Annotated in this window: 22 protein-coding genes; 10 read left to right on the top strand and 12 right to left on the bottom strand. The window is 70.2% G+C overall.

Translation table 11 applies throughout. The features are described from left to right. Positions 1-94: 94 nt before the first annotated feature. From OVA15_RS11050 to OVA15_RS11035, 4 genes are read right to left on the bottom strand one after another with little or no spacing between them, the layout of a single operon-like run. Positions 95-1300 carry an aminotransferase-like domain-containing protein gene (locus tag OVA15_RS11050; protein ID WP_053446670.1) on the bottom strand — a complete coding sequence of 402 codons (1206 nt, stop codon included), beginning with the start codon at positions 1298-1300 and terminating at the stop codon, positions 95-97. Positions 1301-1340: 40 nt separating this feature from the next. Further along, complete coding sequence (gene nagA, locus OVA15_RS11045) at positions 1341-2477, bottom strand: N-acetylglucosamine-6-phosphate deacetylase (RefSeq protein ID WP_053446669.1); 1137 nt, start codon at positions 2475-2477, stop codon at positions 1341-1343. Then, entirely contained in the window at positions 2474-3223 is a 750-nt protein-coding gene (gene nagB / locus OVA15_RS11040) for a glucosamine-6-phosphate deaminase (protein WP_442786751.1), read from the bottom strand. The genes nagA and nagB overlap by 4 nt, the downstream gene beginning before the upstream one ends. 4 nt (positions 3224-3227) lie before the next feature. Then, entirely contained in the window at positions 3228-4493 is a 1266-nt protein-coding gene (locus tag OVA15_RS11035) for a PTS transporter subunit EIIC (RefSeq protein ID WP_058871583.1), read from the bottom strand. A 175-nt stretch (positions 4494-4668) separates the two neighbouring features. On the opposite strand from OVA15_RS11035, the gene OVA15_RS11030 reads away from it, so the two are divergent. The 3 genes from OVA15_RS11030 to OVA15_RS11020 are packed head-to-tail and all read left to right on the top strand — an operon-like array spanning position 4669 to position 6129. Further along, on the top strand, positions 4669-4899 hold the full coding sequence (locus tag OVA15_RS11030) for a glucose PTS transporter subunit EIIB (protein WP_006215397.1): 231 nt from the start codon (positions 4669-4671) through the stop codon (positions 4897-4899). Continuing rightward, complete coding sequence (locus OVA15_RS11025; protein ID WP_006215396.1) at positions 4896-5366, top strand: PTS sugar transporter subunit IIA; 471 nt, start codon at positions 4896-4898, stop codon at positions 5364-5366. The genes OVA15_RS11030 and OVA15_RS11025 overlap by 4 nt, the downstream gene beginning before the upstream one ends. Positions 5367-5370: 4 nt before the next feature. Next, positions 5371-6129: a GntR family transcriptional regulator gene (locus tag OVA15_RS11020; protein WP_268144974.1), complete on the top strand. Its 759-nt coding sequence runs from the start codon at positions 5371-5373 to the stop codon at positions 6127-6129. A 22-nt stretch (positions 6130-6151) separates the two neighbouring features. Here the strand turns inward: OVA15_RS11020 and OVA15_RS11015 are convergent, their stop codons facing one another. Continuing rightward, a complete protein-coding gene (locus OVA15_RS11015; protein WP_239546515.1) occupies positions 6152-7039 on the bottom strand; it encodes a LysR family transcriptional regulator in 888 nt (295 codons plus the stop codon). A gap of 121 nt (positions 7040-7160) precedes the next feature. Between OVA15_RS11015 and mmsB the strand changes: the two genes are divergently transcribed. Genes mmsB through OVA15_RS10995 form a run of 4 tightly spaced genes read left to right on the top strand, consistent with a single transcriptional unit; the run spans position 7161 to position 12150 of the window. Then, complete coding sequence (mmsB, locus tag OVA15_RS11010; protein ID WP_204782536.1) at positions 7161-8072, top strand: 3-hydroxyisobutyrate dehydrogenase; 912 nt, start codon at positions 7161-7163, stop codon at positions 8070-8072. Between the two features lie 45 nt (positions 8073-8117). Beyond that, positions 8118-9617: a CoA-acylating methylmalonate-semialdehyde dehydrogenase gene (locus OVA15_RS11005; RefSeq protein ID WP_268144971.1), complete on the top strand. Its 1500-nt coding sequence runs from the start codon at positions 8118-8120 to the stop codon at positions 9615-9617. 48 nt (positions 9618-9665) lie between these two features. Beyond that, positions 9666-11180, top strand: a complete 1515-nt coding sequence (locus tag OVA15_RS11000; protein ID WP_239546513.1) for a GntP family permease — start codon at positions 9666-9668, stop codon at positions 11178-11180. Positions 11181-11217: 37 nt separating this feature from the next. Further along, a complete protein-coding gene (locus tag OVA15_RS10995; protein WP_204782534.1) occupies positions 11218-12150 on the top strand; it encodes a patatin-like phospholipase family protein in 933 nt (310 codons plus the stop codon). Positions 12151-12169: 19 nt separating this feature from the next. On the opposite strand, the gene OVA15_RS10990 is transcribed toward OVA15_RS10995, so the two are convergent. Further along, positions 12170-12904, bottom strand: coding sequence for a Crp/Fnr family transcriptional regulator (locus OVA15_RS10990; protein WP_024289424.1), 735 nt, complete (start codon positions 12902-12904; stop codon positions 12170-12172). Between the two features lie 235 nt (positions 12905-13139). Here OVA15_RS10990 and OVA15_RS10985 point away from each other — a divergent pair, with 235 nt between their 5' ends. Beyond that, entirely contained in the window at positions 13140-13628 is a 489-nt protein-coding gene (locus tag OVA15_RS10985; protein WP_268144966.1) for a DUF1801 domain-containing protein, read from the top strand. Continuing rightward, complete coding sequence (locus OVA15_RS10980; RefSeq protein WP_058871586.1) at positions 13629-14918, top strand: MFS transporter; 1290 nt, start codon at positions 13629-13631, stop codon at positions 14916-14918. It begins immediately after the preceding gene. 100 nt (positions 14919-15018) lie between these two features. Here the strand turns inward: OVA15_RS10980 and OVA15_RS10975 are convergent, their stop codons facing one another. Both OVA15_RS10975 and OVA15_RS10970 read right to left on the bottom strand, forming a co-directional pair. Further along, positions 15019-17013: an alpha-amylase family protein gene (locus OVA15_RS10975; RefSeq protein WP_268144964.1), complete on the bottom strand. Its 1995-nt coding sequence runs from the start codon at positions 17011-17013 to the stop codon at positions 15019-15021. Positions 17014-17061: 48 nt separating this feature from the next. After that, positions 17062-17385 carry a hypothetical protein gene (locus OVA15_RS10970; protein ID WP_024289428.1) on the bottom strand — a complete coding sequence of 108 codons (324 nt, stop codon included), beginning with the start codon at positions 17383-17385 and terminating at the stop codon, positions 17062-17064. A gap of 152 nt (positions 17386-17537) precedes the next feature. Here OVA15_RS10970 and OVA15_RS10965 point away from each other — a divergent pair, with 152 nt between their 5' ends. Beyond that, positions 17538-20396, top strand: a complete 2859-nt coding sequence (locus tag OVA15_RS10965) for an FAD-binding and (Fe-S)-binding domain-containing protein (RefSeq protein WP_268144962.1) — start codon at positions 17538-17540, stop codon at positions 20394-20396. A gap of 63 nt (positions 20397-20459) precedes the next feature. Here the strand turns inward: OVA15_RS10965 and OVA15_RS10960 are convergent, their stop codons facing one another. The 4 genes from OVA15_RS10960 to OVA15_RS10945 all read right to left on the bottom strand — a co-directional run bounded on the left by OVA15_RS10960 (position 20460) and on the right by OVA15_RS10945 (position 26191). Then, positions 20460-21917, bottom strand: a complete 1458-nt coding sequence (locus OVA15_RS10960; protein ID WP_006215385.1) for an MDR family MFS transporter — start codon at positions 21915-21917, stop codon at positions 20460-20462. A gap of 275 nt (positions 21918-22192) precedes the next feature. Beyond that, a complete protein-coding gene (locus OVA15_RS10955) occupies positions 22193-22762 on the bottom strand; it encodes a Dps family protein (protein ID WP_006215384.1) in 570 nt (189 codons plus the stop codon). A 208-nt stretch (positions 22763-22970) separates the two neighbouring features. Continuing rightward, positions 22971-25433, bottom strand: coding sequence for an MMPL family transporter (locus OVA15_RS10950; protein WP_268144958.1), 2463 nt, complete (start codon positions 25431-25433; stop codon positions 22971-22973). Positions 25434-25516: 83 nt separating this feature from the next. Continuing rightward, complete coding sequence (locus OVA15_RS10945) at positions 25517-26191, bottom strand: TetR/AcrR family transcriptional regulator (RefSeq protein ID WP_268144956.1); 675 nt, start codon at positions 26189-26191, stop codon at positions 25517-25519. Positions 26192-26227 lie beyond the last annotated feature (36 nt).

The raw sequence follows: 26227 nt of genomic DNA, 5'->3' as shown, positions 1-26227 counted from the left end.
CATCTGGGCCGGCCCCGGTAGTGGGACTCTAGGCGCCGTCATCGTCTCATGCAGGGGTGCCCTGTGCTCCAGATGTTGCGGACCGACCCTCGCCTCAGCCGCGCCAGCGCCGCAGTGCCCGCCCGAGCCGCTCGACGCCCTCGTCGATGACCTCCGGCGGGTTCGTCACGTAGGACAGCCGCATGGTCGTGCGGTCCGGATCGTGGGCGAAGAACGAGGCCCCGGGCACGAACGCGACACCCTCCTGGACGGCCATCGGCAGCAGTGCGGTGGTGTCGATCCCGTTGCCGAGGGTGGCCCACAGGAACATGCCGCCCTCCGGACGGGTGAGGGTGGCGCCCTCCGGGAGGATCGACGGCAGCGCTGCGGCCATCGCGTCGCGGCGCCCCCGGTACAGCGCAGCGACCTCGGCCACGTGGGCGTCGACGTCGTAGTGCTCGAGGTAGCGGGCCACCGCCAGCTGGTCCACGACCGAGGAGTGCAGCCCCATGGCCTCCTTGGCGATCGACAGCGTGTTCATGATGGGGCCCTCGCCGCGGATCCAGCCCACGCGGATGCCCGGGGACATGATCTTGGACATCGAGTTCAGCAGCAGCGTCTGCCGCGCCATCCCCGGCAGGGCGGCGATCTGCGGGGCGGTCTCGCCCTCGAAGCGCAGCTCGCCGTACGGGTCGTCCTCGACCAGCGGGGCCCCGGTGCGCAGCAGGACCTCGGCGATCTCACGACGGCGCTGAGCTGGCATGGACACGCCCGACGGGTTCTGGAACGTGGGGATCAGGTAGACGAAGCGCGGGTCGTGCTCGCGGATCAGCTCCTCGAGCGCCTCTGGCTGGGCGCCGTCGTCGTCGGAGGGGATCCCGATCAGCCGCGCGCCGGAGGATGCGAAGGCCTGGACCGCGGCCAGGTATGTGGGCCGCTCGACGAGCACGACGTCCCCGGGGCGCAGCATCGCGTGGCCCACCAGGTAGATGGCCTCCTGCGAGCCCGTGGTGATCTGGATCTGATCCGCGGTCGTGGGCAGCGTGCGCGAGACCCGGCAAGCCGCCTGCTCGCGCAGCTCGGGCTCCCCCGGGGTCGACGAGTACTGCAGGGCCTTGGCACCGCGGTTCGCGAAGACCCAGTCGAAGCACTCCCGGACGTCGTCGATCTCGAAGGACTCGGCGGCCGGAGCACCCCCGGCGAACGAGATGACGCCGGAGACGGAGAGCACGTCGAGCAGATCGCGCACGGCGGTCGAGGTCATGCCGTCATAGACGGGCGAGACGGGGAATCCGGTGAAGGGGGAGGACTGATCGGTCATGACTCCGATCATCCCACTGCCGCCCCCCGTGCCCGTGACCTCAGAGATCGACGCCTCCGCGGATCACCCGCTCGACCGTCCTGTCGTCGCCCAGTACGACCAGATCGGCCCGGGCGCCGGCCTGGATACGGCCCAGGTCGGGCCGTCCCAGCAGGTCCGCGGGCGTCTGAGAGGCCGCCCGGACGGCGTCGGCCGGGTCGATCCCCACCTCCTGGATCGCGAAGCGGACGGCGCGATCCAGGGTCAGGGTCGAGCCGGCGATCGCTCCCGTGGAGCGAATGCGAGCCACGGAGTCCACCACGTCGACGTCGAGCGGCCCCAGGCGGTAGGCACCGTCCGGAGCGGCGGCAGCGGCCATGGCATCGGTGATCAGCAGCCAGGGACCGGCACTGGCCTCGATCGCCAGACGCAGCACGGACGGCTGGACGTGGACGCCGTCGGCGATCAGCTCGACGGTCGTACGCGAGTCGGTGAGCAGACGCGGAATGGGCCCTGGCGTGCGGTGATGGATCGAGGGCATGGCATTGAACAGGTGGGTCGCCACGCTCGCTCCGGCCTCGAGAGCCCGCCCGACGACCTCCTCATCGGCGTCGGTGTGCCCGATCGCGGCGATCACGCCCCGATCGGCGAGCAGCCGGACCGCGTCCAGGGCGCCCTTGCGCTCGGGGGCGAGGGTCACCATGCGGATCGTGCCCTCCCCCGCGGCCAGCAGGCGCTCGAGGTCCTCTCGGCGCGGGTCCCGCAGCAGCTCCGGGGTGTGGGCCCCGCAGCGGGACTCGGCCAGCCACGGCCCTTCCAGGTGGATCCCCGCGAGCTCCCCCGCCCGCGCCAACGGCACGAGCGCGCGAATCTGCTGCTCGAGGCTGTCGATCGTGTCGGTGACCAGGGATGCCATCGACGTCGTGGTGCCCGCCCTGCGGTGCGCGCTCAATGCGGCTGCCGCCCCCTCGGGACCATCGGAGAAGGCACCGCCCCCACCGCCGTGGACGTGCTGGTCCACGAAGCCGGGCGCCAGCATGCGGTCGCCGAGCTCCTCGACGGGCGCGCCCCCGAGATCGGCAGTCGATGCCCCCTCGAGAACGGAGGAGATCCGCTCCCCGTCGAGCCCGACCCAGGCCTCGCGGGCAGGACCACTGGGCAGGACGACGGTCGTGGAGTGGAAGATGCGCTCGGTCATGCCGAAGAGTCTGCCCGTTCCAGGAGGGAGGCCGCGGCCCGATCCACGACCACGGTCGCGTGCGGATGGCGCAGCAGCGCGGTGACCGGCCAGCGCTCGGTAACCGGGCCCTCGACCGCCTGGCGGATCGCCTCCGCCTTCGAGTCCCCGAAGGCCAGCAGGAGCAGCTCGCCCGCTTCCAGGATCGTGGCGATGCCCTGGGTCAGGCAGTGCGCGGGAACCTGCTCCGCATCGTCGCCGAAGAAGCGGGCGTTGTCCTGCCGCGTGCGCGGGGCCAGCTCCAAGGGGCGGGTGCGCGAATCCAGCGCAGAGCCCGGCTCGTTGAAGCCGATGTGCCCGTCGGTGCCGACCCCCAGCAGCTGCAGATCGATCCCGCCGGCGCCGCGGATGGTCCGCTCATAGGCGCTGCACTCGGCCTCGACGTCCTCGGCGGCACCGTCCAGGCCGCGCACTGCCGCACTCGGCAGGTCGGTTCGCTCGACCACCTCCCGCTCGATCTCCGCCCGGTAGGACCGAGGATCCTCGCTCGACAGGCCGAGGTACTCGTCGAGCAGGAAGGCCCGGGTGCGCGCCAGGCTGAGGCTGCCGTCGTGGACCCTGCGGGCCAGGTCGCGGTAGACGGGCCGCGGGCTGGAGCCTGTGGCCAGCCCCAGCACCGGACGCTCGGCCGCAGCGACGACGGCGGCCACGGCCTCTCCCGCCAGCTCGCCGGCGCGCTGCGGCGACTCGACCACGACGACCCGCAGCACGTCAGACCTTTCCCTGCATCTCGGCGTCCACGGACTCGTCCTCGCGCCCCGGGGTGCGCAGGTTCCACCTGCGGATCACGAAGCGGAAGAGGACGTAGTAGACCACCGCGTAGCCGATGCCGATCAGCGCCAGCAGCAGCGGCTTCTGCGCCCGGCCGAAGTTGATCAGGTAGTCGATCCCGCCGGCGGAGAAGCTGAACCCCATGTGGATGTCCAGGGCGTTGACCAGGGCCATCGACGTGCCGGTGAGCACGGCGTGGATCAGGTAGAGCGGCCAGGCCACGAACATGAATGAGAACTCGAGCGGCTCGGTGATGCCGGTGACGAACGCGGTCAGGGCCATCGAGAGCATGATGCCGCCGGTGACCTTCTTCTTCTTCGGCTTGGCCTCGTGGTAGATCGCCAGGGCCGCTGCGGGCAGGGCGAACATCATGATCGGGAAGAAGCCGGTGGTGAAGATGCCCGCCGAGGGATCACCGGCGAAGAAGCGGTAGATATCGCCGTGGGCGCCGTCGTACTCGCCGATCTGGAACCACAGGGGGAAGTTCAGAATGTGATGCAGGCCCAGAGGGATCAGCAGCCGGTTGATGACGCCGTAGATGCCGCCGCCGACGACCGCGTTCTGCGCCACGGCATCGCTGAGCCAGGTGAGGCCGGCGTCGAAGAACGGGTAGACCAGCGCCATGACCACGCCCAGGGGCACGCAGATGGCGGCCACGACGATCGGCACGAAGCGGCGCCCGCCGAAGAACCCGAGCCAGTCCGGCAGCTTGATGCGGTGATAGCGCTCCCACAGCTTGGCGGCGATCACGCCGACCAGGATGCCGCCGAGCACGCCGTAGTTGATGACAGGGTCTTCCGCCCCTTCCTCCGGCGCGCCGAGCACGATCGGGGCCATGGCATCGAACACGCCGAGCAGCACCAGGTAGCCGACCAGACCGGCCATCGCGGCGGAGCCGTCTCCCTTCTTGGCGAAGCCGAAGGCCAGCCCCACCGCGAAGAGGTAGCCGAGGTTCGCGAACAGCGCGTCGCCCGCCCCGGCCAGCACCGCAGCCACGCCCATCAGCAGCTCGCTGTTCTCGAACCGACCGATCATGTCGTCCTGGCCCAGGCGCAGCAGGATGCCCGCCGCCGGCAGCGCGGCAATGGGGAGCATGAGGCTGCGTCCGAAGCGCTGCAGCTGCTGCATGGCCCGCGAGGGCTTCTTCTCGGGCTGGCTCGCGCCTGCCCCGTCGCCGGCCGCGGCCGCCGGATTCGCCGTGGACATGGGGTTCCTCGCTCCGTATCGTTCTGCCCTACTGGTTATGACCAGTGATGGGTGACACTTTGCGCGAGCCCATGCGAACCTGTCAATGACCTGGGAGCATCCGCTCCCCCGCGATCCCGATGCCCGACAGCCGGGCCCCGACGCCCGCCGGACGGGCAGAGACCAGGAGGACACCATGTCGAAGGCCGAGGACATCCTGCGAGCGCTCGGCGGCGCCCAGAACGTCGAGGACATCGAGGGCTGCATCACGCGCCTGCGCACCGAGGTCGCGGACTCCTCCGTGATCGACGAGCCCGCGCTGAAGGCGGCCGGCGCCCACGGCGTCATGGTCTCCGGCGGCATCGTCCAGGTCGTGGTGGGCCCCGAGGCCGAGAACCTGGCCGAGGACATCCAGGACCTGCTGTGAGCCTCCAGATCCGCGTCCCGTTCGCGGGGCGGATCATGGGGCTCGACGAAGTCCCGGATCCGGTCTTCGCCCAGGGCATGGTGGGCGCCGGCCTGGCGCTCATGCCCGCCGACGACGCCGCGACCGTCGAGGTGGTGGCCCCCGTGGCCGGCACGGTGCTCAAGGCCATGCCGCACGCGATCGCACTGATCGCCGAGGATGGCACCGGGATCCTGGTCCACGTCGGTCTGGACACCGTGGGCCTGAAGGGCCGGGGGTTCGAGGTGCTGGTCGAGAAGAAGCAGGCGGTCCAGCCCGGCGATCCGATGCTGCGCGTGGACGCCGCCGTGGTGCGCGAGGCCGGACTGAGCCTGTGCACTCCGGTCGTGGCCATGGACACTGCGCCCGAGCGCCTCGAGCTGGAAGCGGCTGCCGGCGCGCACGTCGAGGCTCTGGGTCCTCTGTTCGCACTGCAGCCCGCGCCGTGATGCCGTGACCGCTCCGGACACGCAGTCGCTGCCGCAACGGCAGGCATCGCCGCCTTCGTCGCAGGACCAGGCCCCGACGGCCAAGCACGAGCGCCTGCGTGCGGAGCTGGCGCGCCTGATCACACAGGAGCTCTCCCCCGGCGATCAGCTGCCCGGGGAGCGGCGACTCGAGCAGGAGCACGGAGTCTCGCGCATCACCGTGCGGCACGCGATCGCCGAGCTCGTGCGCGACGGGCTGCTGGTGCGCGAGCACGGACGCGGCACCTTCGTGGCCCCGTCCCCTGCCCGCTCTCGGCTGCATCTGGCCTCCTTCCACGAGGACATGCGCACCGCAGGGCTCGCGCCCTCGACCGTGCCGGTCCTGCTCAGCCAAGAGGACGCTCCGCCGACCGCCGCCGCGCACCTCGGTGCCGCGCGGGCCCTGAGGATCCGGCGTCTGCGCCTGGGCAACGGCACCCCCGTCAGCGTCGACGACTGCTGGGTGCCCGAGGGTGTGCTGCCGATGGAGACGGACTGGTCCGCCTCGCTCTACGGCATGCTCGCCGAGACCGGAGTCGGGATCACCCGTGCAGAGCAGACGGTGCAGGCCGCCGGCGCGTCCCCGGAGGACGCCCAGCTGCTGGACATCGCCCCCGGGGCGCCCGTTCTGGTGTTCCACCGCCGCTCCTTCAGCCTGGGCGCGGACGGCGAGATCCCCATCGAGTACTCGATCTCCGTCTACCGCGGCGACCGCTACCAGCTGTCCATGGAGGTCACGGGTTGAGCATGCGCGTGCGGCCCCGACCTCATCCCGTCGTCGGCCGGTCGCCGCGCAGCGCGACGTAGGCCTGTTGGACGAGCGGATTGCGCACCGCCTCCTGGCGGCCGACCGCCCAGTAGGAAAGCCGCCACGAGAACTCGTCAGGCAGCACCCGCATGAGCCGCGGCTCATCGGCCACGGCGAAGTCCGGCAGCAGGCCGATGCCGGAGCCTGTCAGCGTGGCCGCCAAGTGCGAGTGGACGCTCGTGGAGGCGATTCCGCGAGGCATGGGCGGCAACCGTTCCGTGGCCCTGTCCAGGTCGTCGATCGCGAGCATGGACTCGACGTAGTAGTTCAGACGGTGCTCACCCAGATCCACCAGTGACCGTGGGGTGCCCGAGCGCTGGAGGTAGGAGCGCGTGGCGTAGAGGTTCAGCGAGTAGTCCCGCAGCCACGAGGCTTCGGCGCGGTGCACGTGAGGCCGGCCCACCACCACTTCCAGGTCCAGGCCCGTGCGGTACTGCCGAGCCCGCTGCGTCGCGCTCACCAGCTCCACGCTGACGTCGGGATGGTCATTCTGCAGCTGCGCCAGTGCGGGGGTGGCCAGCCACGAGGCAAAGGCCTCCGGAGCACTCACGCGAACCATTCCTGTGAGGCGACCAGACGACGAATCCGCGGCCAGCTCCGCGAGCGCTTCCTCGATCCGCTCCGCGGCCCCCAGTGCCTGCCGCCCCTGCTCCGTGACTTCCCAGCCCCCTTGAGTGCGCACCAGCAAGCGCCCGCCCAGAGAGGTCTCAAGGGCCGCGATCCGACGGGAGATGGTCGAATGGTTCACCCCGATCGACTCGGCTGCGGCGGTCAACCGCCCCAGTCGCGCCACAGCCAGGAAGGCCACGATCCCGTCCAGATGCTGAGCCGCGCCATCCCACTTCATGACGACAGTGTGCATATACGCACACACCAAGTGCAATTCTGCCTGGCAGAACCTCATTGTCCGCACAGAAGTGGATCTTTAACGTGATCTGGGACACATCACGGCGAAGGAGTGGATCACGATGAGCATCTACGCATGGATCGGCCTCGGGAACATGGGCGGTCCCATGTCCAGCAATCTCGTCAAGGCAGGGCACACCGTGCGCGGCTTCGACCTGGACCAGAAGGTCCTGGCACGCGCCGAGGCCGAAGGGGTGCAGCCCGTCGGCAGCATCGCCGAGGCCGTCGATGGCGTCGACGCTGTCTTCACGATGCTCCCCAAAGGCGCGCACGTCCGCGAGGCCTATGACGGCGACGACGGAATCTGGGCTCACGCCAGCACCGACACCCTCCTGATCGACAGCTCGACCGTCGACATCGAGACCTCGCGCTTCACCCACGACGAGTCCGAGAAGCGCGGCTTCGCATTCGTGGACGCCCCGGTCTCAGGCGGCATCTCGGGCGCGGCCGCCGGCACCCTCGGCTTCATGCTCGGCGGCTCCCCCGAGAACGTCGAGCGGGCCACCGGGCACATCGAGCCCATGAGTGGCAAGACCATTGCCGCGGGTGGGCCCACCAATGGCACTGCGGCCAAGATCTGCAACAACATGATGCTGTTCATCAACGTCATCGCCGCAGCCGAGGGCTCCCAGTTGGCCGAACGCATGGGATTGGATCCGAAGGTCTTCTGGGACATCGTCTCGGCTTCCTCCGGATGCTCATGGGCACAGCAGACCTGGTATCCGGTGCCCGGTGTGGTGGACTCCGCAGCCGCGAACAACGACTACGCCGCGACCTTCCGCGCCGACCTGGCCCTGAAGGACATCACCCTGGCCCTGGACGCCGGCGAGCTCACGGAACTGAATCTGCCAGGCGCGAAGCTGGCCCAGAGCCAGTTCCAGCAGCTCATGGACGAGGGCCTGGGCGATATGGACTGCACCCTGATCACCAAGTTCGTCTCCCCAGACGGCTCTGCCCCGGGCTACTCCGGCTGACCCTGAACGACAACCACATCCGAGTCACCGCAGAGAGGCAGACACATGACTGAGACACAGACGCTCCCCGTGATCGGGCACTTCCTCGACGGCCGCGTGCTGGAGGACTCCGCTCGCCGCAGTCCCGTCTTCGATCCGGCCACAGGAGTGCATCAGAAGGACGTCGCGCTCGCCGATCCTGCCCTGGTGGATCAGGCCGTGCGCAGCGCAGCAGAAGCCCAGCGCGCATGGCGCCGGGTGGGCCTGGGCAAGCGCAGCCAGGTCATCTTCAAGGCCCGTCAGATCCTGCTGGCGCGCCAGGGGGAGTTGGCCGCAGCCATCACCTCCGAGCACGGCAAAGTGCTCTCGGACGCCGCCGGTGAGATCTCCCGCGGTCTCGAGAACGTCGACTTCTGCACCGGACTGATGCATCACCTGAAGGGCGAATACGCGGAGCAGGTGTCCACCGGGATCGATGTCCACCAGGTCCGCCAGCCTGTAGGGGTCGTCGCCTGCATCACCCCTTTCAACTTTCCCGCGATGATCCCGCTGTGGATGGCCACTACAGCCCTGGCCGCCGGCAACGCGGTGGTCCTCAAGCCCTCGGAGCGTGACCCCTCGGTCTCGCTGCTGATCGCCCAGGCCTTCAAGGACGCCGGTCTGCCCGACGGCCTGCTCAACGTCGTGCAGGGGGACCGCGTGGCCGTCGATGAGCTGATCACCCATCCGCAGATCGAAGCGATCTCATTCGTCGGCTCGACCCCGATCGCCCAGTCGATCTATGTGAAGGCCGCCGAGCAGGGCAAGCGCGTCCAGGCCCTGGGCGGGGCCAAGAACCACATGGTCGTCATGCCCGACGCCCACCTCGATTCCGCCGCTGATGCCGCGGTCTCGGCCGCCTACGGATCCGCTGGCGAGCGCTGCATGGCTGTGTCTGTGGTGGTCGCAGTCGGCAGCATCGCCGATGACCTGGTGCAGAAGATCCGCGAACGCGCCGAGAAGCTCACGATCGGCCCAGGCACAGACTCCTCTTCGGAGATGGGCCCGCTGGTCTCCGCCGAGTCCCTTGAGCGAGTGACGGGCTATGTGGCACGTGCCGCCGACGAGGGCGCGGAAGTCGTCCTCGACGGCCGCGACCAGCAGTTCGAAGGCGGCGGATACTTCACCGGCGTCTCGCTGCTGGACCACGTGCGCCCGGGCATGAAGGTCTATGACGACGAGATCTTCGGCCCGGTGCTGTGCGTCGTGCGGGTCGAGAACTACGACGAGGCCGTCGAATTGATCAATTCCAGCCGCTTCGCTAACGGCACTGCCTTGTTCACCCGCGACGGCAAGACCGCCCGCGAGTTCGAATTCGACATCGAGGTCGGAATGGTCGGGGTCAACGTCCCGATCCCGGTGCCGGTGGGCGCGTTCAGCTTCGGCGGGTGGAAGGACTCGCTGTTCGGCGACACCCACATGTACGGCCCGGAGGGCTTCAACTTCTACACGCGACGCAAGGTCGTCTCGACCAGGTGGCCGGAGCCCAGCGAGTCGCAGATCGACCTGGGATTCCCCACGAACTGACCGCGCGCGTCGGCGCGAGCCGCTGCCAGCGCCCCGAGCATGCACCTCATGCCCGGGGGCCCGGCGGCGGCTCGTCGTCCCGCCGCCGTAGCGAGCCTGAAGAAGCAGGAGAACACCATGGTCCTCGGGATTATCGGGATCCTCGTATCCCTAGCGCTGCTCATCACGCTGGCCTACCGGGGCGTGACGGTCGTGATCGCCGCGCCCACCGCCGCGATCGTGGCCATGCTGTTCTCGCAGGCCCCGCTGCTGGCCTCATACACCGAGATCTTCATGCCAGCGCTCGGCGGCTTCATCACCAGCTACTTCCCCATGTTCCTCACGGGGGCCATCTTCGGCAAGCTGATGACGATGTCGGGCTACGCCACCGACATCGCGCAGACCATGACCCGCCGTCTGGGCTCACGTCAGGCCATGCTGACGACCGTGCTCACCACGGGTCTGCTGACCTACGGCGGCATCAGCGTGTTCGTCGTGGTGTTCGTGATGTTCCCACTGGCCCGCGAGCTGTTCCGCGAGGCCGACATCCCCCGACGACTGCTGCCCGCCACGATCGCCCACGGCATGCTCACCTTCACCATGACGGCGCTGCCCGGCTCGCCCCAGGTGCAGAACATCATCCCTGCGCAGGCTTTCCAGACCACGTCGTTCGCTGCACCACTGATCGGCGTCATCGGCGGTACCGCGATCTTCGCGCTCGGCATGGTCTGGCTCGAGTACCGCAAGCGCCGCCTCATGGGCGCAGGGGAGAGCTTCGCGGATCTCACCGCTCTGGAGCGGCGCAGCGGGGCCGACGCAGACGTCAGCACACAGGCCCAGTCGGTCGTGATGTCCGGCAGCCCGTCGCGCGGCTCAGAGTCCCTGACGCCGCCGAACCACGTCGTCCCCTTCATCCCCGTGCTGCTGGTCTTCGCCGTGAACTTCGGCTGCACGATCCTGCTGTTCCCCGCCCTGGACTGGGGCTACCTGCAGGAGGAGCGCTTCGGCGGCGTCACCGTCGACGAGCGCGCCGGGGTCTGGGCCGTGCTCATCGCTCTGTTCCTGGCGGCTGTGAGCATCCTGGTGCTCAGTCTCAAGGACGCCAAGTGGCTGGTGGGTGGGGTCGCCGACGGCGCCCGCAACGCCCTGCTGCCCATCTTCAACACAGCCTCCGAAGTGGGCTACGGCGCCGTGATCGCTTCCCTGGGTGCGTTCGCGCTGGTGCGGGACGGCATCTTCGGGATCTCAGACAGCGCCCTGGTCTCCTCCGCAGTCTCCACCTCGGTGATCGCCGGCGTGACTGGGTCGGCATCTGGCGGCATGACGATCGCGCTGAACGCGTTCGGCGAAGACCTGGCGCAGCAGGCGGCCGAGCAGGGCATCAGCCTTGAGATCATGCACCGCATCACCGCCATGGCCTCTGGCGGGCTCGACTCCATGCCGCACAATGGCGCAGTGATCACCCTGCTGATGGTCTGCGGGATGACGCACCGCGAGTCCTACAAGGATGTCGGTGTGATCACCCTGGTCATTCCGGTGCTGGTCACCGCCGCCCTGATCGCCGCGTACCTCACGTTCGCCTGAATCCGGACTGCCGGCGGAGCTGACTAGGCTCTTGGCCATGGAAACGGAAGGCCAGGACACCGATCCGCAGGCCCAGACGAGGCCTGCGCCCCTGACCAGCAACGTCAAGGACGTCGCTCTCGTCTTCGAGGGCGGAGGCATGCGCGGCAGCTACACGGCCGGAGTGGTCACCACGCTGCTCAGCGCGGGCATCCACATCGACTACGTCTGCGGGATCTCCGCCGGGGCCAGCCACACCGCGCATTACCTGTCCCGGGACATGTGGCGGGCGCGCCGGTCCTTCGTGGAGTTCTCGCAGGAGCCGGACTTCGGGAACCTCTCCACCTTCGCCCGCGGCCACGGGCTGCTGAACTCCCAGTTCATCTACGAGGATGCGGCCGGACCGGGCGGTCCTCTGCCCTTCGACTACCAGACCTATCTGGCCAACCCCGCGTCCTTCCGGATCGGGACGTTCAACGCCTCGAAGGGCACCATGCACTACGTCGGACGGGAGGCGATCCGCAGCGAGCTGGATCTGATGCGCCTGGCCCGGGCGTCGTCGTCCATGCCGCTGGTGATGCCGCCGGTCGAGCGCGACGGCGACCTCTACTACGACGGCGCGATCGGCCCCTCCGGCGGCATCCCGCTGGATGCCGCGCAGGTCGACGGCTACACCAAGTTCCTGATCGTGCTGAGCCAGGAGCGCGGCTTCACCAAGGCGGCCGAGCGCTTCAGCGCCGTGATTCGCCGTCGGTTCCGTGACCTGCCGGCCGTCGTGGAGGCGCTCGAGGCCCGCGCGGAGAACTACAACCGCATGCGCGAGCAGGTCTTCGACCTCGAGGCCTCGGGCGATGCCATGGTCTTCGTCCCGGACCACATGCCGGTCTCCAACGGCGAGCGCCGCCTGCCCAGGCTGCAGGCCGCCTACGCCGCCGGCTACCTGCAGGCGCAGCGCGAGCTGCCGTCCTGGCGGGATTTCCTGGGCGTGTGAGACCCGGGGCCCCGGAGGATTAGGCGCGCAGCATGCCCGCGATGTCCATGACGACCATCCGCCGACCGGGCCCCACACGCAGCAGGCCCTCGTCCGACAGCGCCCGCAGCCTCCGGGAGATGGTTTCGGGAGTGGTGCCCAGCAGCTGGGCGAGGTCCCGCTTGCTGATCGGGAGGTCGAACGGCACGCCCTCGACCCCGTCGGCGGCACCGGCCAGGTACTCGCCCAGACGGTGACCCACCGTGGTGCCCACGAGCTCGCTGAGCCGCGCCTCGGTGTCCTCGAGCCGGGCGGTCACGGCATCGAGCAGGCTCAGCGCGAGCTGCGGGGTCTCCTCGAGCCACTGCTGGACGTCCAGGCGCGAGAGCGTGCAGACCTGGGAGACCGTCATGGCCGTGGCCTCCCGCGGGGCGGGCCGTCCGGTGAGCACCGAGTGCTCGCCCATGAACTCCCCCGGCCCCAGGATCCGCAGCAGCCGCTGGGTCCCGTCCTCGGCCAGCAGGCACTGCTTGACCTGCCCGGAGTGGACGATCTGCAGCGCGGGCATGCCGCCCTGTTGCTGGACCACCTCGCCCTTGGGTACCAGGCGGGTCGTGGCGCGGGCGGCGATCCGACGCCGATCCTCCTCAGGCAGCCCCCGGAAGATGGGCACCCGGCTGACGCAGGCCAGACGATGATCGGGATCCATCCGCACGCGCCCGGAGGCATCGACCCGGGCCTGATCACCCTGGCAGCAGCGGCAGCTCGCGGACATCTCATCCTCTTTCGGCTCAGGACGGCGGGACTCCCATTCTCCCGTACGCTCGGGCCATGACCACTCCCCTGGACAGGATCGGCGGCCTCGTCGCGCCCGCTCGCCGCGCCCTGGAATCCGCGGGGCACACGAGCCCCGAGTCCCTGGACGGTGCGGATCACGACGACCTGCTGGCGCTGCACGGCGTGGGCGCCCGCGCTCTGGAGAGGCTGCAGGCCGCCCTCGAGGAGCGGGGATGTCGCTGGGCGGGGACGTTCCCGAACCGCAGCCCCGCGACGCCGTGGTCACCGCAGGACACACCGGGGAGGGTGCTGCCGACCTCAAGACGCACCCCACCGACGTCAGCCCGGCGGAGTTCATCGACGGGCTGTCTCCGCAGCGCCGCGTCGACGACGGCCGCGCCCTGCTCGAGCTCTTCGACCGAGTCACAGAGCAGCCGGCGGTCATGTGGGGACCGTCGATGATCGGCTACGGGGAGATCCACTACCGCTATGCGACCGGACGCGAGGGCGACACCTTCCGGGTGGGCTTCAGCCCGCGGAAGTCGGCCGTGAGCCTGTACGGGCTGCAAGGCCATCCCCGCTCCGAGGAGCTGCTGGGGCGGCTCGGCAAGCACCGCACCGCGGTGTCCTGCGTGTACGTGAACAAGCTCGCCGACATCGATCTGGACGTCCTGGAGCAGCTGGCGCGCCATGCCTGGACGTCTGCACCCAGGAGCTGCTGAATGCCGTCGTCGCCCCCTTCGATCCCGGAGCCCGAGCGCCACGACGAGACGCCGTTCGAGGACGCTGCGACGGTCCAGCCGGCGGCGGGGCCGTCGCCGGCTGCGCTGTCCCTGACGCTGCTGGTGCTGGCCGCGGCCGCCGTCTCCCTGAACCTGCGCCCCATCGCGACCTCGATCGGTCCCGTGCTGGAGGAGATCCAGAGCGGCTTGGGCGCCTCCTCCGCCGTCGCCGGCATCCTGACGGCGCTTCCCGGGCTGATCTTCGGCCTCGCCGGTCTCACAGCGGTGGGCGTGGCGCGGCGCTTCGGGCTCGTGGGGACCATCTGCGGCGGGCTGGTGCTGGTGGGCGCGGCGGGCCTGGTGCGCTCCGTGACCGACTCCGCGGCGGTCTTCCTGGTGGTCACCGCCCTGGCTCTGGCGGGCATGGGCCTGGGCAACGTGCTCGTGCCGGCCGTCATCAAGCGCTACTCAGGAGACCGCACCGCAGCTGTGACGTCCGTGTACACCGTCGTACTCGGCCTCGGCTCGGCGTTGCCGATGTTCGCGACCGCTCCCCTGCTGACCCTGGGGGCCGAGGGAGCCGGGTGGCGCTATGCGCTGGGCACCTGGGCCGTGGTGGCCCTGATCGCCGCGGTGATCTGGGCCGTCATGCTGCTGCGTGTGCGCGGCCGGGATCAGGGGGTCGGCGAGCGCGCCACCGGTCTGCCGATCCACCGCTCCCGAACCGCCGTGGCGCTGTGCGCCTTCTTCGGCCTGCAGTCCATGAACGCCTACGTCCAGTTCGGCTGGCTCGCGCAGATCTACCGCGACGCCGGGATCTCCGCGGGCACGGCGGCCCTGCTGGTGGGCACCATGTCGCTGTTCGGCATCCCCGGCGGGCTACTCATGCCGCAGATCGCCGCCCGCTCGCAGCGGATCACCGTGTGGACCACCGCTCTGGGCCTGTGCATGCTCAGCGGCTGGCTCGGGCTCCTGCTCGCCCCGGCCGCGGGGATGATCGCCTGGGTCCTGCTGCTGGGGGTCGGCCAGTTCACGTTCCCCCTGGCGCTGTCGCTGATCGTCACGCGCTCGGGCACCCCGGAGACCACGGCTCGGCTCTCGGGATTCGCCCAGCCGGTGGGCTACCTGTTCGCGGCGGCCGGTCCGTTCGTGGTGGGGCTGCTGCGCGAAGTCACCGGCGGCTGGACCGCTCCCCTGGCGCTACTCATCACCAGCGCCGTGCTGCTGATGGGCGCGGGGCTCATGCTGGGCGGCAACCACACGGTCGATCAGGACCTCGCCGACGCCTGAGGCCGGCTGCCCCGCTGGCCCGCCGTCGAGGCCGCACGCGCGCAGTCGATCAGCGCTGATCAGCTGCCCTGGTGCGGCCTCGACCGGGGCGGGCGGTGCCTCAGCGGGCGCGCACCCTCAGCCACAGGGTCTCCAGCGGGCCGGCCTCCAGGCCCTGCGAGAGATCGAGCGCCGTGTCCTGCTCGGCCAGCAGCGAGGTCGCCTCCGGCTCGAAGCCCGACAGCGTCAGGGCCTCGACCCGCACCGACTCCTCGGAGACGTTGGCCAGGCAGAGGATCACCGACGGGCGCCCCTCCGGATCCAGACCCGGGCGCTGATACGCGACCAGGTGCTCGCTGCCGGCGTCGAAGCCGATCAGATCCGCGCCGTCGAGCTCCGGGGTCGCCGCACGCACGGCCAGCATGTGCCGCAGCCCCGCATAGACCTGCCCGGGGACGCTCGAGCGGTCCAGCCGCTGCTCGAACGCCGCCTCCGGGAAGCGCGGGCGGTGGGCCCACCGGGCGTCGCCGGCCTGATCGGGGTCCTGCGCCCAGTCCTCGTCGTTGGTCTGCGCCAGTTCGTCGCCCAGGTAGATCAGCGGCAGCCCGCCGGTCGAGAACGCGATGCCGTGGGCCAGCAGCACGCGGCGCACGCCGAGCTCGGGCTCGGTCGTCGTGCCGGCCAGCGAGGCCGTGGTGCCGCAGACGCGGGCGTCGCCGGTGCGGGGGTTGTACTGGAACGCGACGCCGTCGGCGAAGGAGCCCTCGAAGCGGCCCGTGTAGAAGTCGTTGAGGAAACGACGGTGCCCGTAGCCGTCGATCCCGTGGCGAGCGGCGTCCTCGTCGGAGAAGGTCCAGCCGATGTCGTCGTGGCTGCGGACGTAGTTGACCCACGCGGTCCCGGCGGGCAGCTCGTGGCGCTCGGCCAGGGCGTCGTCGAGCAGCGTGGCCTTCCGCGTGGCCAGCGCCTCCCAGGTCAGCGCCATCTGCAGGGGGTTGTAGGAGATCTGGCACTCGTCGGGGTGGACGTACTGCACGACCTCGTCCGGGTGCACGATGGCCTCGGACTTGAAGATCGTGGCCGGGGCGGCGATGCGGCAGACGCGGTTGAGGACCTGCACGATCCAGTGCGCCTGCGGCAGCGACTCGCAGGTGGTGCCGAGCTGCTTCCACAGGAACGCGACCGCATCCAGGCGCAGCACCTCCGCCCCCTGGTTGGCCAGGAAGAGCATCTCCTGGGCCATGAGCGCCAGCACGCGCGGATTGGTCCAGTTCAGATCCCACTGGAAGTCGTGGAACGTGGTCCACACCCAGCGGGGGTCATCGGCGGCCACGGGTGTGAAGGAGCCGGGATGGTCGTCCGGGAAGATCTCGCGCGTGGTCCGCTCGAAGGCATCCGGCATCTCGCGATCCGGGTAGATCCAGTACAGCTCCTCGAACTCCGGGTCCCCGGCCTTCGCCCGCTGCGCCCACTTGTGGTCGCTGGCGGTGTGGTTGAGCACGAAGTCGACCACCAGGCTGATGCCGGCCTCGCGAAGCTCCCCGGCGGTGTCCGCGAGCTCCGCCATGGTCCCCAGATCGGGACGCAGCTCGCGGTACGACGACACCGCATAGCCGCCGTCGCTGTTGCCCGCAGGCACCTTGAAGGGCGGCATGACGTGCAGGTACGTCAGACCGAGCTCGCGCAGGTACGGGATCCGCGAGCGCAGCCCCGCCAGATCGCCGGCCCAGCGGTCGATGTAGCAGACCCCGCCCACCTCCGTGGGACGCAGGTACCACTCGGGATCCTCGCCGCGGGTGTCGTCCACCGCGCGCAGCTCCGCGGGGCGCTGCGCCCACGCGCTGGCCAGCTGCGCTCCCATCTCCACCACGACGACGGCGGCCTTCTCACCCGATCCGTAGGTGCGCCGGAAGAGCTCGAGCAGCGCCGGGAAGTGCTCATCGAAGCGCTCGAGGAACCCGGCGGCCTGCCACGGGGCGACCTTCCGCTCGGCCACGAGCTCGCGCAGCTGCGCGACGGCCCGATTGCGGGCGGCCTCGACGGCCTCGGTCGTGCTCGAGAGATCGCTCAGCTCAGGACGGTCGGACACGACGGATGCGCGGGAATCAGAGGCCATGGCTCCATGCTTCCCTGCCGCGGCCCCCGGAGCAAAGCGGTGACCCGCTCAGTCGCTTCCCCCGCCGCCGTCGCCCCCGCCGGAATCGCCGCCGGAGTCGCCGCCGCCGAACCAGCCGGAGCCGCCGCCCGCATCCGCGCCCGAGTCGCCGAACCAGCCCGAGCCGCTGTCATGGTGCCTGTCGTCGGAGTCCCAGCCCTGGGAGTCCGCGTACGTGGCCCCGACCAGGGCCGCGCCATCGGCGCCGGAGCCGGGACGTCGGCGCGAGCGGTCGCTGGAGGCGCGCACGATCACCACCACGATGATGAGCACCAGAGCGACGATGACGAGAAGCGCGATGCCCAGGACGACGAGGGGCCCGATCGAGATCATGGCAGGAGCATAGATCCCAGAGGGCTCGGTCGTTCCCGCCGGAATCTCCGCCGACGGAGTCGGCGCCGAGAGTCTCCCCGCCGACGGCCACGGGTCGTCGAACAGCGACGCAGATCACGCGATCCTCGTGCGAGCGTGGGAGAATCAGTCTCATGAAGTCAACGTTGCCGCTGCCCGCCAGACTCGCCTCCCGCGCCCCGCAGGAGCCGCAGGATCCCCTGCTGCGGGATCTCGGCGCTTGGCCGGGCCAGCTCGTGGACTCGCAGCTCGAGCGCCGAGCAGCCGCGCACGACGCCTCCCACTACCTCCTGCAGCCCCGCGCCCTGGTACGCCCCCACTCGGCCGACGAGCTCGGGTCCCTGCTGCGGATCCTGGAGCGCCACGATGCCGGGCTGACCCTGCGCTCGGGCGGGACGTCGCTGTCGGGGCAGGCCGTGACCGATCAGGTGCTGGTCGATGTCAGGCGGCACTTCCGCGGCGTCGAGGTCCTGGACGACGGCGCGCGGGTGCGGGTGCGCCCGGGCAGCACAGTGCGGGAGGTCAACGCGGTGCTGGCCCCGTACGGGCGCAAGCTCGGCCCCGACCCCGCCAGCGAGTCCGCCTGCACCCTGGGCGGGGTCATCGCGGACAACTCCTCGGGCATGCACTGCGGCACGGAGCAGAACACCTACCGCACGCTCGAGTCCATGGTGATGGTGCTGCCCTCGGGCACGGTCCTGGACACCGCGGACCACGACGCCGACCGGCAGCTGCGCGAGGCCGAGCCCGAGCTGCACGAGGGTCTGCTGCGCCTGCGCCGCCGTGTCACGGGTGATGCCGCCTCCACAGCGACCATCGAGCGGCTCTTCGCCATGAAGAACACCATGGGCTACGGCCTCAACGCGTTCCTGGACGAGACCGAGCCGGTGCGGATCCTGCAGCGGCTGATGATCGGCTCGGAGGGCACGCTGGGCTTCGTGGCCGAGGCTGTGCTTCGCACCGTCGAGATCGCCCCTGAGGTCGCCACCGGCCTGCTCGTGTTCCCCACGCTGCTGGAGGCCACCTCCTCGGTGCCCGGGCTCGTGGAGATCGGCTCGGCGACCGTGGAACTCATGGACGCGACCTCGCTGCGGGTCGCCCAGGCCTCCGGCACCGCACCGCGCCAGATCATGGACATCGACGTGGCCGATCACGCCGCGCTGCTGGTCGAGTACAACGGGTCGAGCCCGGAGGACCTCGCCGAGCGCAGCGGTGCGGCGCGGGAGCACTTCGTCGGCCTGGACCTGTCGGCCGACCCCGGGCTCACCAGCGATGCCGCAGCCCGCGCCGGGCTGTGGACCGTGCGCAAGGGCCTGTACGCCGCCGTCGCCGGGAACCGGCCCTCCGGGGCGAACGCGCTGCTGGAGGACGTCGTGGTCCCGGTGGATCGCCTGGGCGAGACCTGCAACGAGCTCAACCGCCTGTTCGACGCCCACGACTACGAGCAGTCGGTGATCTTCGGCCATGCCAAGGACGGCAACGTCCACTTCATGCTCAACGAGCAGTTCGCAGACACGAACGGGCTGGCGCGCTACGAGCGCTTCACCGACGAGATGGTCGAGCTCATCCTGGACGCCGGAGGCTCGCTGAAGGCCGAGCACGGCACCGGGCGGATCATGGCGCCGTTCGTGCGCCGCCAGTACGGCGACGAGCTCTACGAGGTCATGCGCGAGCTCAAGGCCCTCGTGGACCCGCGCGGGGCGTTCAACCCGGGTGTGATCCTCAACGACGATCCCCGCTGCTACCTCCAGGACCTCAAGATCGCTCCCACGGTCGAGGAGGAGGTCGATCGCTGCGTGGAGTGCGGCTACTGCGAGCCGGTGTGCCCGTCGCAGGATCTGACGCTCACGCCGCGCCAGCGCATCGTGGGGCGGCGCGAGATCCGCGACGCCGAGCAGCGCGGGGACAGGGAGCAGGCCGAGGCCCTGCTGCGGGAGTACGCCTACCTGGGGGAGCAGACATGTGCCGTGGACGGCATGTGCTCGACGGCCTGCCCCGTGGACATCGACACCGGCGATCTGGTCCGACGGCTGCGGGCGGAGAGCGCCTCCCGCATCGAGGACCTCGGCTGGGACACGGCGGCGCGTCGATGGGACGTGGGCGTGCGGGCGGCCTCGGGCGCGCTGAGCGCGGCCGACGCCGTTCCCGCCGCTCTGCCCCGCGCGGCCACCGCGGCGGCGCGAGCCGTGCTCGGCTCGGATCGCGTGCCGCTGTACTCGCAGCATCTGCCCGCAGGAGGAGGACCCCGGCCCGAGCCGCAGTCGCCTCCGGAGGCGCAGGCCGTGCTCTTCGCCGCCTGCGTGTCCTCCATGTTCGGCGGCTCCGAGGCCGGCGAGCCGTCGGCGGCCCAGGCGCTGCTGCGGCTGTGCGAGAGGGCAGGGGTGCCGATCGCCGTGCCCGAGGGACTGGCCTCGACCTGCTGCGGGACGCCGTGGAAGTCCAAGGGCATGACCTCGGGCTTCGAGCGGATGACGCGGACCACGCTGCCGATGCTCTGGGAGGCCACGGACCACGGTCGCCTGCCGGTGGTCTGCGATGCGTCGTCGTGCACCGAGGGCCCCGAGGCCATGCAGGCGGCGGCCGGGCCGGACTCCCCCTGGGCCGGTCTGCGCTTCGTGGACTCGGTGGAGTTCGTCGCCCGGGAGGTGCTGCCCGGCCTGCAGGTGCACGAGCGCCTCGGGTCGATGGCGCTGCACCCCACGTGCTCCTCCACCCAGCTCGGGCTCAACGAATCCCTGCGAAAGATCGCCGAGGCCATGGCCGAGGAGGTCGTCGTGCCCCTCGAGTGGCGCTGCTGCGCCTACGCAGGGGACCGGGGGATGCTGCACCCCGAGCTGACCGCCTCGGCCACGCGCCGGGAGGCCGCCGAGGTGGGCGAGCACGGCTTCGACGCCTACGCCTCCCTGAACCGCACCTGCGAGCTCGGGATGACGGAGGCCACCGGCAGGCCGTACCGCCACGTCCTGCAGCACCTCGAGGCCGCCACCCGCTGACGGTGACAGAGACGGAAGGCGCCCGGTCCTCCCGGACCGGGCGCCTTCACGGCAGTGCGCCGATCAGTCCAGGGTCTGGCGCCCCGCGGGGCTCGCCGGCTTGCGCGGGACGACGAACGAGAGCGCCAGCGCCACCAGGGCGATCCCGAAGCCCACCAGGAAGGCCACATGGACGCCGTGCGCCGTGGCCTCCAGCTCCGACTCCCCTCCCCGGACGGCGGCCAGGGTGCCCACGGACATCAGCGTGATGAACAGGGCGCCGCCGGCCGCGCCCGCCACCTGCTGCAGGGTGTTCAGCAGCGCCGAGCCGTGCGAGTAGAGCGGCTGCGGCAGGCTTCCCAGCGCCGAGGTCATCAGCGGCGTGATCAGCAGGGCCAGGCCGCAGGAGATGATCACGTGGGCCATCACGACGGTCCACAGCGGGGTCTCCAGCGCGAGCCGGCTCAGCGTGAACATGCCGAGGCTGAGCAGGATCGTCCCCGGGATGACCAGGACCCGCGCGCCGTGGCGGTCGTAGAGCCGTCCGACGAACGGGGAGAGCAGGCCCATGATCAGACCGCCCGGCAGCATGACCAGCCCAGTGGTCAGCGTGGAGTGGCCCTGCACCGACTGCAGGTAGATGGGCAGGAGGATGATCATCCCGAACAGGCCGCCGAAGGACACGATCATCAGCCCGAGCGAGATCGTGTAGACGCGGTAGGTGAACGGGCGCAGATCCAGCAGGGCGCGATCCTCGCGCTGCAGCGAGCGCTGGCGCAGCACGAACAGCACCAGCGCGATCACGCCGACGACGAAGGCCGGCACCGCCGGGATGGCCGCGTCCGAGGCTCCGATGCCGTTGAGGCCCATGACCAGCCCGCCGAAGCCCAGCACGGACAGCGGCACGGAGATCAGGTCCAGCCCCACCCGTCGCTGCTCCCCCATGGCGGGCATGAGCCACGCGCCCAGGGCCAGGGCGGCCAGTGCGATCGGGAGCATGATCGCGAACAGCCAGCGCCAGCTCAGCGAGTCCAGGATCAGCCCGGAGATCGTGGGGCCCACGGCCGGTGCCACCGAGATCACCACGGAGATCAGCCCCATCACGGAGCCGCGGCGCTCGACCGGGATCACGTTGAGCACGGTGGTCATCAGCAGCGGCAGCATCAGCGCGGTGCCGCAGGCCTGGATCACGCGTCCGACCATGAGCACGGGGAAGCCGGGGGCCAGCATGGCCAGCAGGGTGCCCAGGGTGAACAGGACCATGGCCGCCATGAACACCCGGCGGTGGGCGAAGCGCTGGAGCACGAAACCGGTCGTGGGGATGACCACGGCCATCGTGAGCATGAAGCCTGTGGTCAGCCACTGCGCGGTGGGTGCCGGGATGTCCAGCTCGTCCATGAGATCGGGCAGCGCGACGGAGAGCACCGTCTCGTTGAGGATCACCACGAACGCGGCGGTGATGAGGATGACCAGCAGGGTGCGCACGCGCGCCGGCTCGAGGTCGGGCTGCGCGGGCCGGGGCTCTTCGACAGGGTGCGGCACAGGGATCCTCCAGGGCGGTTGGGCGGGGTTCTCGACGTCCCGGGCCGGTGAGAGCGCACGGGGATGCCGGAGCAGGCTACTTGCCCCGGGATGCTGTACGCACGCAGTGTGAGTGGCGTCCCACTGCGGGCCGCCCGTCCCGGCCGCCCGAGGACCGATGCGCGCAACCCACCCATGCGCAGGGCCCCGACGACCGGGGTCGTCGGGGCCCTGCGCTGGACCTGCTCCTCAGCACCGCGGGGAGCGGCTCGAGCGGGCGGGTCGGATCAGCTCGCTCAGCCGTTGCCGACGGCGCGCTGGGCGGCGTCGTTCTCGGAGGTCGCGCCGCGGGTGGCGAGATCGCCCTCGTCGTTCTCCAGGTGGGCGCGCACGAACCACTGGAAGGCCTCGAGGTTGCCGGTCTGGCTGATCAGCATGTCCTCGGTGACCGGGTCGAGCTCGCCGACCTCGTCGATGGCCTTGCGGTGGGACTCGATGACTCCGCTGTAGACCAGATCGAGGGCGCCGAGGTGCTCCAGCGCACCGGCCCGGCCCACGGAGTAGTCGTCCCAGGTGCGGCCCTGCACCAGCGAGCTGGCGCGGCCGTCCGGGGAGTAGCCCAGCGCGGCGATGCGCTCGGCGATGTCGTCGACGGCCGCGCGGACCTCGTCGACCTGGGGATCCAGCATCTCGTGGACTCCGATGAAGTTGCGGCCCACAACGTTCCAGTGCGCGTGCTTGAGAACGAGCTGAAGGTCGTTGAGGGCCCACAGGCGGTCCTGCAGGATCGTCGCGATGCGGTTGCCCTGCTCAGCGGTCAATCCGGGCAGGGTGTACTTGGCGTTGTTCGGGAATGCCTCAGCCATGGTTCTGCTCCTTCCGTCGCCATCAGCCTGCGCTCCGCGTCTGGCGGAGCCCGATCGATCTGATCAGTCGGCGGATGTCTCCATGCCTCCATGATGGCACCCTTCGGGTGCGTTATCCAGAGCTGTTCACGATAAACAAGAGGCAGAACGAGCGGCGCCCCGGGTCCCCTCGCGGGGGCCCGGGGCGCCGCTCAGCCGAGGGCCCGGCTCACTCGGCTGCGTGCCTGCCCCGCGAGGACCGGGAGGATCCGGCCAGGGCCTGCTCCTCCTCGGCCGCCACGACCTCCCTGGCCAGGCGCTCATCGCGCGAGCCAGGGGCCTCGGCCTGCGGCTTGCCCTGCTGCAGGGACTCGCCCTCCACATCCACGTTCGGCAGGATGCGATCGAGCCAGCGCGGGAACCACCAGGCCTTCTCCCCCAGCAGCGTCATCAGCGCCGGGATGATGGTCATGCGCACCAGGAAGGCGTCCAGCAGCACGCCGATCGCCAGACCGAAGCCCATGGGCCGGATCATCGCCATGTGGGAGAAGATGAAGCCCGCAAACACCGAGGTCATGATGATCGCCGCCGCGGTCACCACGGCCCGGCCGCCCACCATGCCGCGGACCACCGCGGTCCTCGCCGGATAGCCGTGGACATGGGCCTCTCGCATGCCGGTGACCAGGAACAGCTGGTAGTCCATCGCCAGGCCGAACAGGATGCCGACCATCAGCGTGGGCAGGAAGCTGAGCACCGGGCCGGGCTCAGTGACGTTGAACAGCCAGCTCAGCCAGCCCCACTGGTACACGGCCACGACCGCTCCGAAGGCCGCCAGCAGGGACAGCAGGAAGCCCAGCGAGGCGATCACGGGCACCAGGATCGAGCGGAAGACCAGGATCAGCAGGACCATCGAGATCACCACGACGACCGCCAGGTAGACCGGCAGCGCATCGGAGAGGACCTGGGAGACGTCGATGTTCGCCGCCGTGGTGCCGGCCACGCCGATCGTCGGATCGCCGGCCGACTCCAGGTTCCCGGACAGCCCGCGGATGTCATCCACGAGGGTCTCGGTCGCCTCATCCGACGGACCGCTCTCCGGCACGACCTGCAGCAGCGCCATGCCCGAATCGATATCGATCGGCGAGGGGACCACGGAGGCGACGTCCTCGAGCTCGGAGACCTCCTGGCCGACGGCCAGCTGCAGCTCCTGAGCCGACTGCTCGTCGGCATCCTCGGGCAGATCGGCCACGACCGTCATGGGGCCGTTCTTGCCGGCACCGAAGTCCTCGGCGACGGTCTCGTAGGCCCGGTACTGGGTCGAGTCCTGCGGCTCGGTGGAGCCGTCCGGCAGGCCCAGGCGCATGGAGCCCATGGGGATCGCCAGGATCGCCAGCGCGGCCACTGCCGCCAGGAGCACGGGCAGCGGGCGCCGCACGGCCAGGGGCGTCTTGACGTGCTCGGCCTCATCCACCGTGACATCGCGCTGCGACTTGGGCAGCAGGCGCTTGCCCACCAGCCCGAGCAGGGCAGGAGTCAGGGTCAGCGTGATCAGCACGGCCACCAGCACGGCGAGCGCGGCCACGGCGCCCATGAGCGCCAAGAAGGGGATGCCCGTGACGGACAGGCCGATCAGCGCGATCATCACGGTCATGCCTGCGAAGGCCACGGCCGAGCCGGCAGTGCCCGTGGCCAGGCCGATGGCCTCCGTGACCTCCGTGCCGCGGCGCAGCTCGGTGCGGTAGCGGTTGAGCAGGAACAGGGAGTAGTCGATGCCCACGGCCAGGCCCAGCATCACGCCGAGCATCGGGGTCACCGAGGCCATCTGCACCTGTCCCGACAGCGACAGCGCCAGCATGGTGGAGAAGCCCACGCCCACGAAGGCGGTGAGCACCGGCAGGGCCGCGCCGACCGCGGTGCGCAGCATGATCAGCAGGACCACGACCGCCACGACCACGCCCACGATCTCGCCGGCGCCCATCGCCGACATCTCCTGGGCGATCTCGGTGGAGTAGTCGACCTCCACGCCGTCGACCGGGTGATCCTCGACGGCAGCCATCAGATCGTCCTTGGTGGACTGCTCGATGGACATCTGGTCCTCGTCGAAGTTCACCGTGGCGACCGCGGTGGACCCCTCGGGCGACACGAAGCCGTAGTCGCCCATCATGTCCATGGTGTCCTGGCCGACCTGCAGCTGCTGCTCCTGCTGCGTGACCGACTCGGCTGTGGTGCCCTCGGGCAGCATGCCGGCCTGCACGGCAGCATCGAGACGGCCGCTGTCGCGCAGCTCGATCAGCTGGGGCAGCTGCTCGGCGCCCTGCTCGACCTGGTCGCGCTGATCGTCGAGATCCGCCTGGGCGTCGAACGGGTTCATGGCCGAGGCCATGCCGTCCACGTCCGCCGCGGCATCCAGAGCCTCGCCGATCTCGGTCTTCTGCTCATCCGTGAACTCCGAGCCGTCCTCGGTGCTGAAGACGACCGTTCCCATGCCCTGATTGGCCTCGGGCAGCTCGTCGGCCAGACGGTCGGCCAGCTGCTGGGTCTCGGTGCCCGGGATCTCGAAGGAGTTGGACAGGGTCCCGCTGAACGCCGCGAAGGCGCCCCCGGCGAGGCCCAGCAGGACGAGCCAGGTGATGATCGCCACCCAGGCGCGGGTGGCTGCGCCCCGGCCCAGGCGGTAGAGGAACTTGGCCACTGGCGTGGCTCCCTTCAGGAGACGGTTCCGAGCAGCGACGCCGCCCGGCGGTTGTTTCGGGGAATGCAGGAGTCTCGGTGCGCTCAGGGCTCGGGCCGGGCGAACCCGGTCTCGAGCCGCGTCAGCGACCGATCTAACAGGGTGGTCCAGGTGCGGCGGTTGCGCTCGGAGAGCGTCTGGTCCGTGGTCTCGGCCCACTGCTTGACGCTCGAGGACATCGCGGTGATGGCCATCTCCACGAGCAGGCGGATCTCCCAGAGCTCGGCCTCGCCCATGCGCTCATGGAGGGAGTCGACGCAGTCGCGCACCATGCCCTCCATGAGCCCGATCATCCAGATCTCCTCGCTGCGCAGCCTTTCGGCATTCGGACGCTGCCGCTCCTGGTCCATGGCCGAGAGCAGGACGATGGACGGATGCACGGGCGTGAGGATGTCGACCGAGCGCAGGGCGGCGGTGAAGGCGAGGCACGCCTCCGACAGCGTCGCGAACGGCTCGCCCCCCAAGGCCTTCTCGACCTCCTCGTAGAGCTGATCGACCTTGGATGCGAACGACGCGAAGATCGCCTCGTCCACCGAGGAGAAGTGGTTGAAGATCGTGCGCCGGGAGACGCCCGCCCGCTCGGCGAGGCTCTCGACGCTGAATCCGTCGATCCCGTGCTCCGCCGTGAGCTGCGCGGCGGCCCCGACGATCGCCCGGCGATTACGCCACTTGGTGGCCTCGCGCTTGTCCGTCGGCGGAGTGCGGCATGACAGTTTCACGCAGTGGACCCTAGCGGGCACCTTGCACTGAGTGCA

Source organism: Kocuria sp. SL71 (assembly GCF_026672465.1).
Lineage (GTDB): Bacteria > Actinomycetota > Actinomycetes > Actinomycetales > Micrococcaceae > Kocuria > Kocuria palustris.
Note: the sequence above shows the minus strand (reverse complement) of the source record. Positions and strands in the feature narration are given on the sequence as shown.

Bases quoted from the DNA above. Each gene is read 5' to 3' on its own strand.
- OVA15_RS11050 (WP_053446670.1), bottom strand. From the start codon at position 1,300: ATGACCGATCAGTCCTCCCCCTTCACCGGATTCCCCGTCTCGCCCGTC.
- nagA (WP_053446669.1), bottom strand. From the start codon at position 2,477: ATGACCGAGCGCATCTTCCACTCCACGACCGTCGTCCTGCCCAGTGGT.
- OVA15_RS11035 (WP_058871583.1), bottom strand. From the start codon at position 4,493: ATGTCCACGGCGAATCCGGCGGCCGCGGCCGGCGACGGGGCAGGCGCG.
- OVA15_RS11030 (WP_006215397.1), top strand. From the start codon at position 4,669: ATGTCGAAGGCCGAGGACATCCTGCGAGCGCTCGGCGGCGCCCAGAAC.
- OVA15_RS11015 (WP_239546515.1), bottom strand. From the start codon at position 7,039: ATGAAGTGGGATGGCGCGGCTCAGCATCTGGACGGGATCGTGGCCTTC.
- mmsB (WP_204782536.1), top strand. From the start codon at position 7,161: ATGAGCATCTACGCATGGATCGGCCTCGGGAACATGGGCGGTCCCATG.
- OVA15_RS11005 (WP_268144971.1), top strand. From the start codon at position 8,118: ATGACTGAGACACAGACGCTCCCCGTGATCGGGCACTTCCTCGACGGC.
- OVA15_RS11000 (WP_239546513.1), top strand. From the start codon at position 9,666: ATGCCCGGGGGCCCGGCGGCGGCTCGTCGTCCCGCCGCCGTAGCGAGC.
- OVA15_RS10995 (WP_204782534.1), top strand. From the start codon at position 11,218: ATGGAAACGGAAGGCCAGGACACCGATCCGCAGGCCCAGACGAGGCCT.
- OVA15_RS10990 (WP_024289424.1), bottom strand. From the start codon at position 12,904: ATGTCCGCGAGCTGCCGCTGCTGCCAGGGTGATCAGGCCCGGGTCGAT.
- OVA15_RS10985 (WP_268144966.1), top strand. From the start codon at position 13,140: ATGTCGCTGGGCGGGGACGTTCCCGAACCGCAGCCCCGCGACGCCGTG.
- OVA15_RS10980 (WP_058871586.1), top strand. From the start codon at position 13,629: ATGCCGTCGTCGCCCCCTTCGATCCCGGAGCCCGAGCGCCACGACGAG.
- OVA15_RS10975 (WP_268144964.1), bottom strand. From the start codon at position 17,013: ATGGCCTCTGATTCCCGCGCATCCGTCGTGTCCGACCGTCCTGAGCTG.
- OVA15_RS10970 (WP_024289428.1), bottom strand. From the start codon at position 17,385: ATGATCTCGATCGGGCCCCTCGTCGTCCTGGGCATCGCGCTTCTCGTC.
- OVA15_RS10965 (WP_268144962.1), top strand. From the start codon at position 17,538: ATGAAGTCAACGTTGCCGCTGCCCGCCAGACTCGCCTCCCGCGCCCCG.
- OVA15_RS10955 (WP_006215384.1), bottom strand. From the start codon at position 22,762: ATGGCTGAGGCATTCCCGAACAACGCCAAGTACACCCTGCCCGGATTG.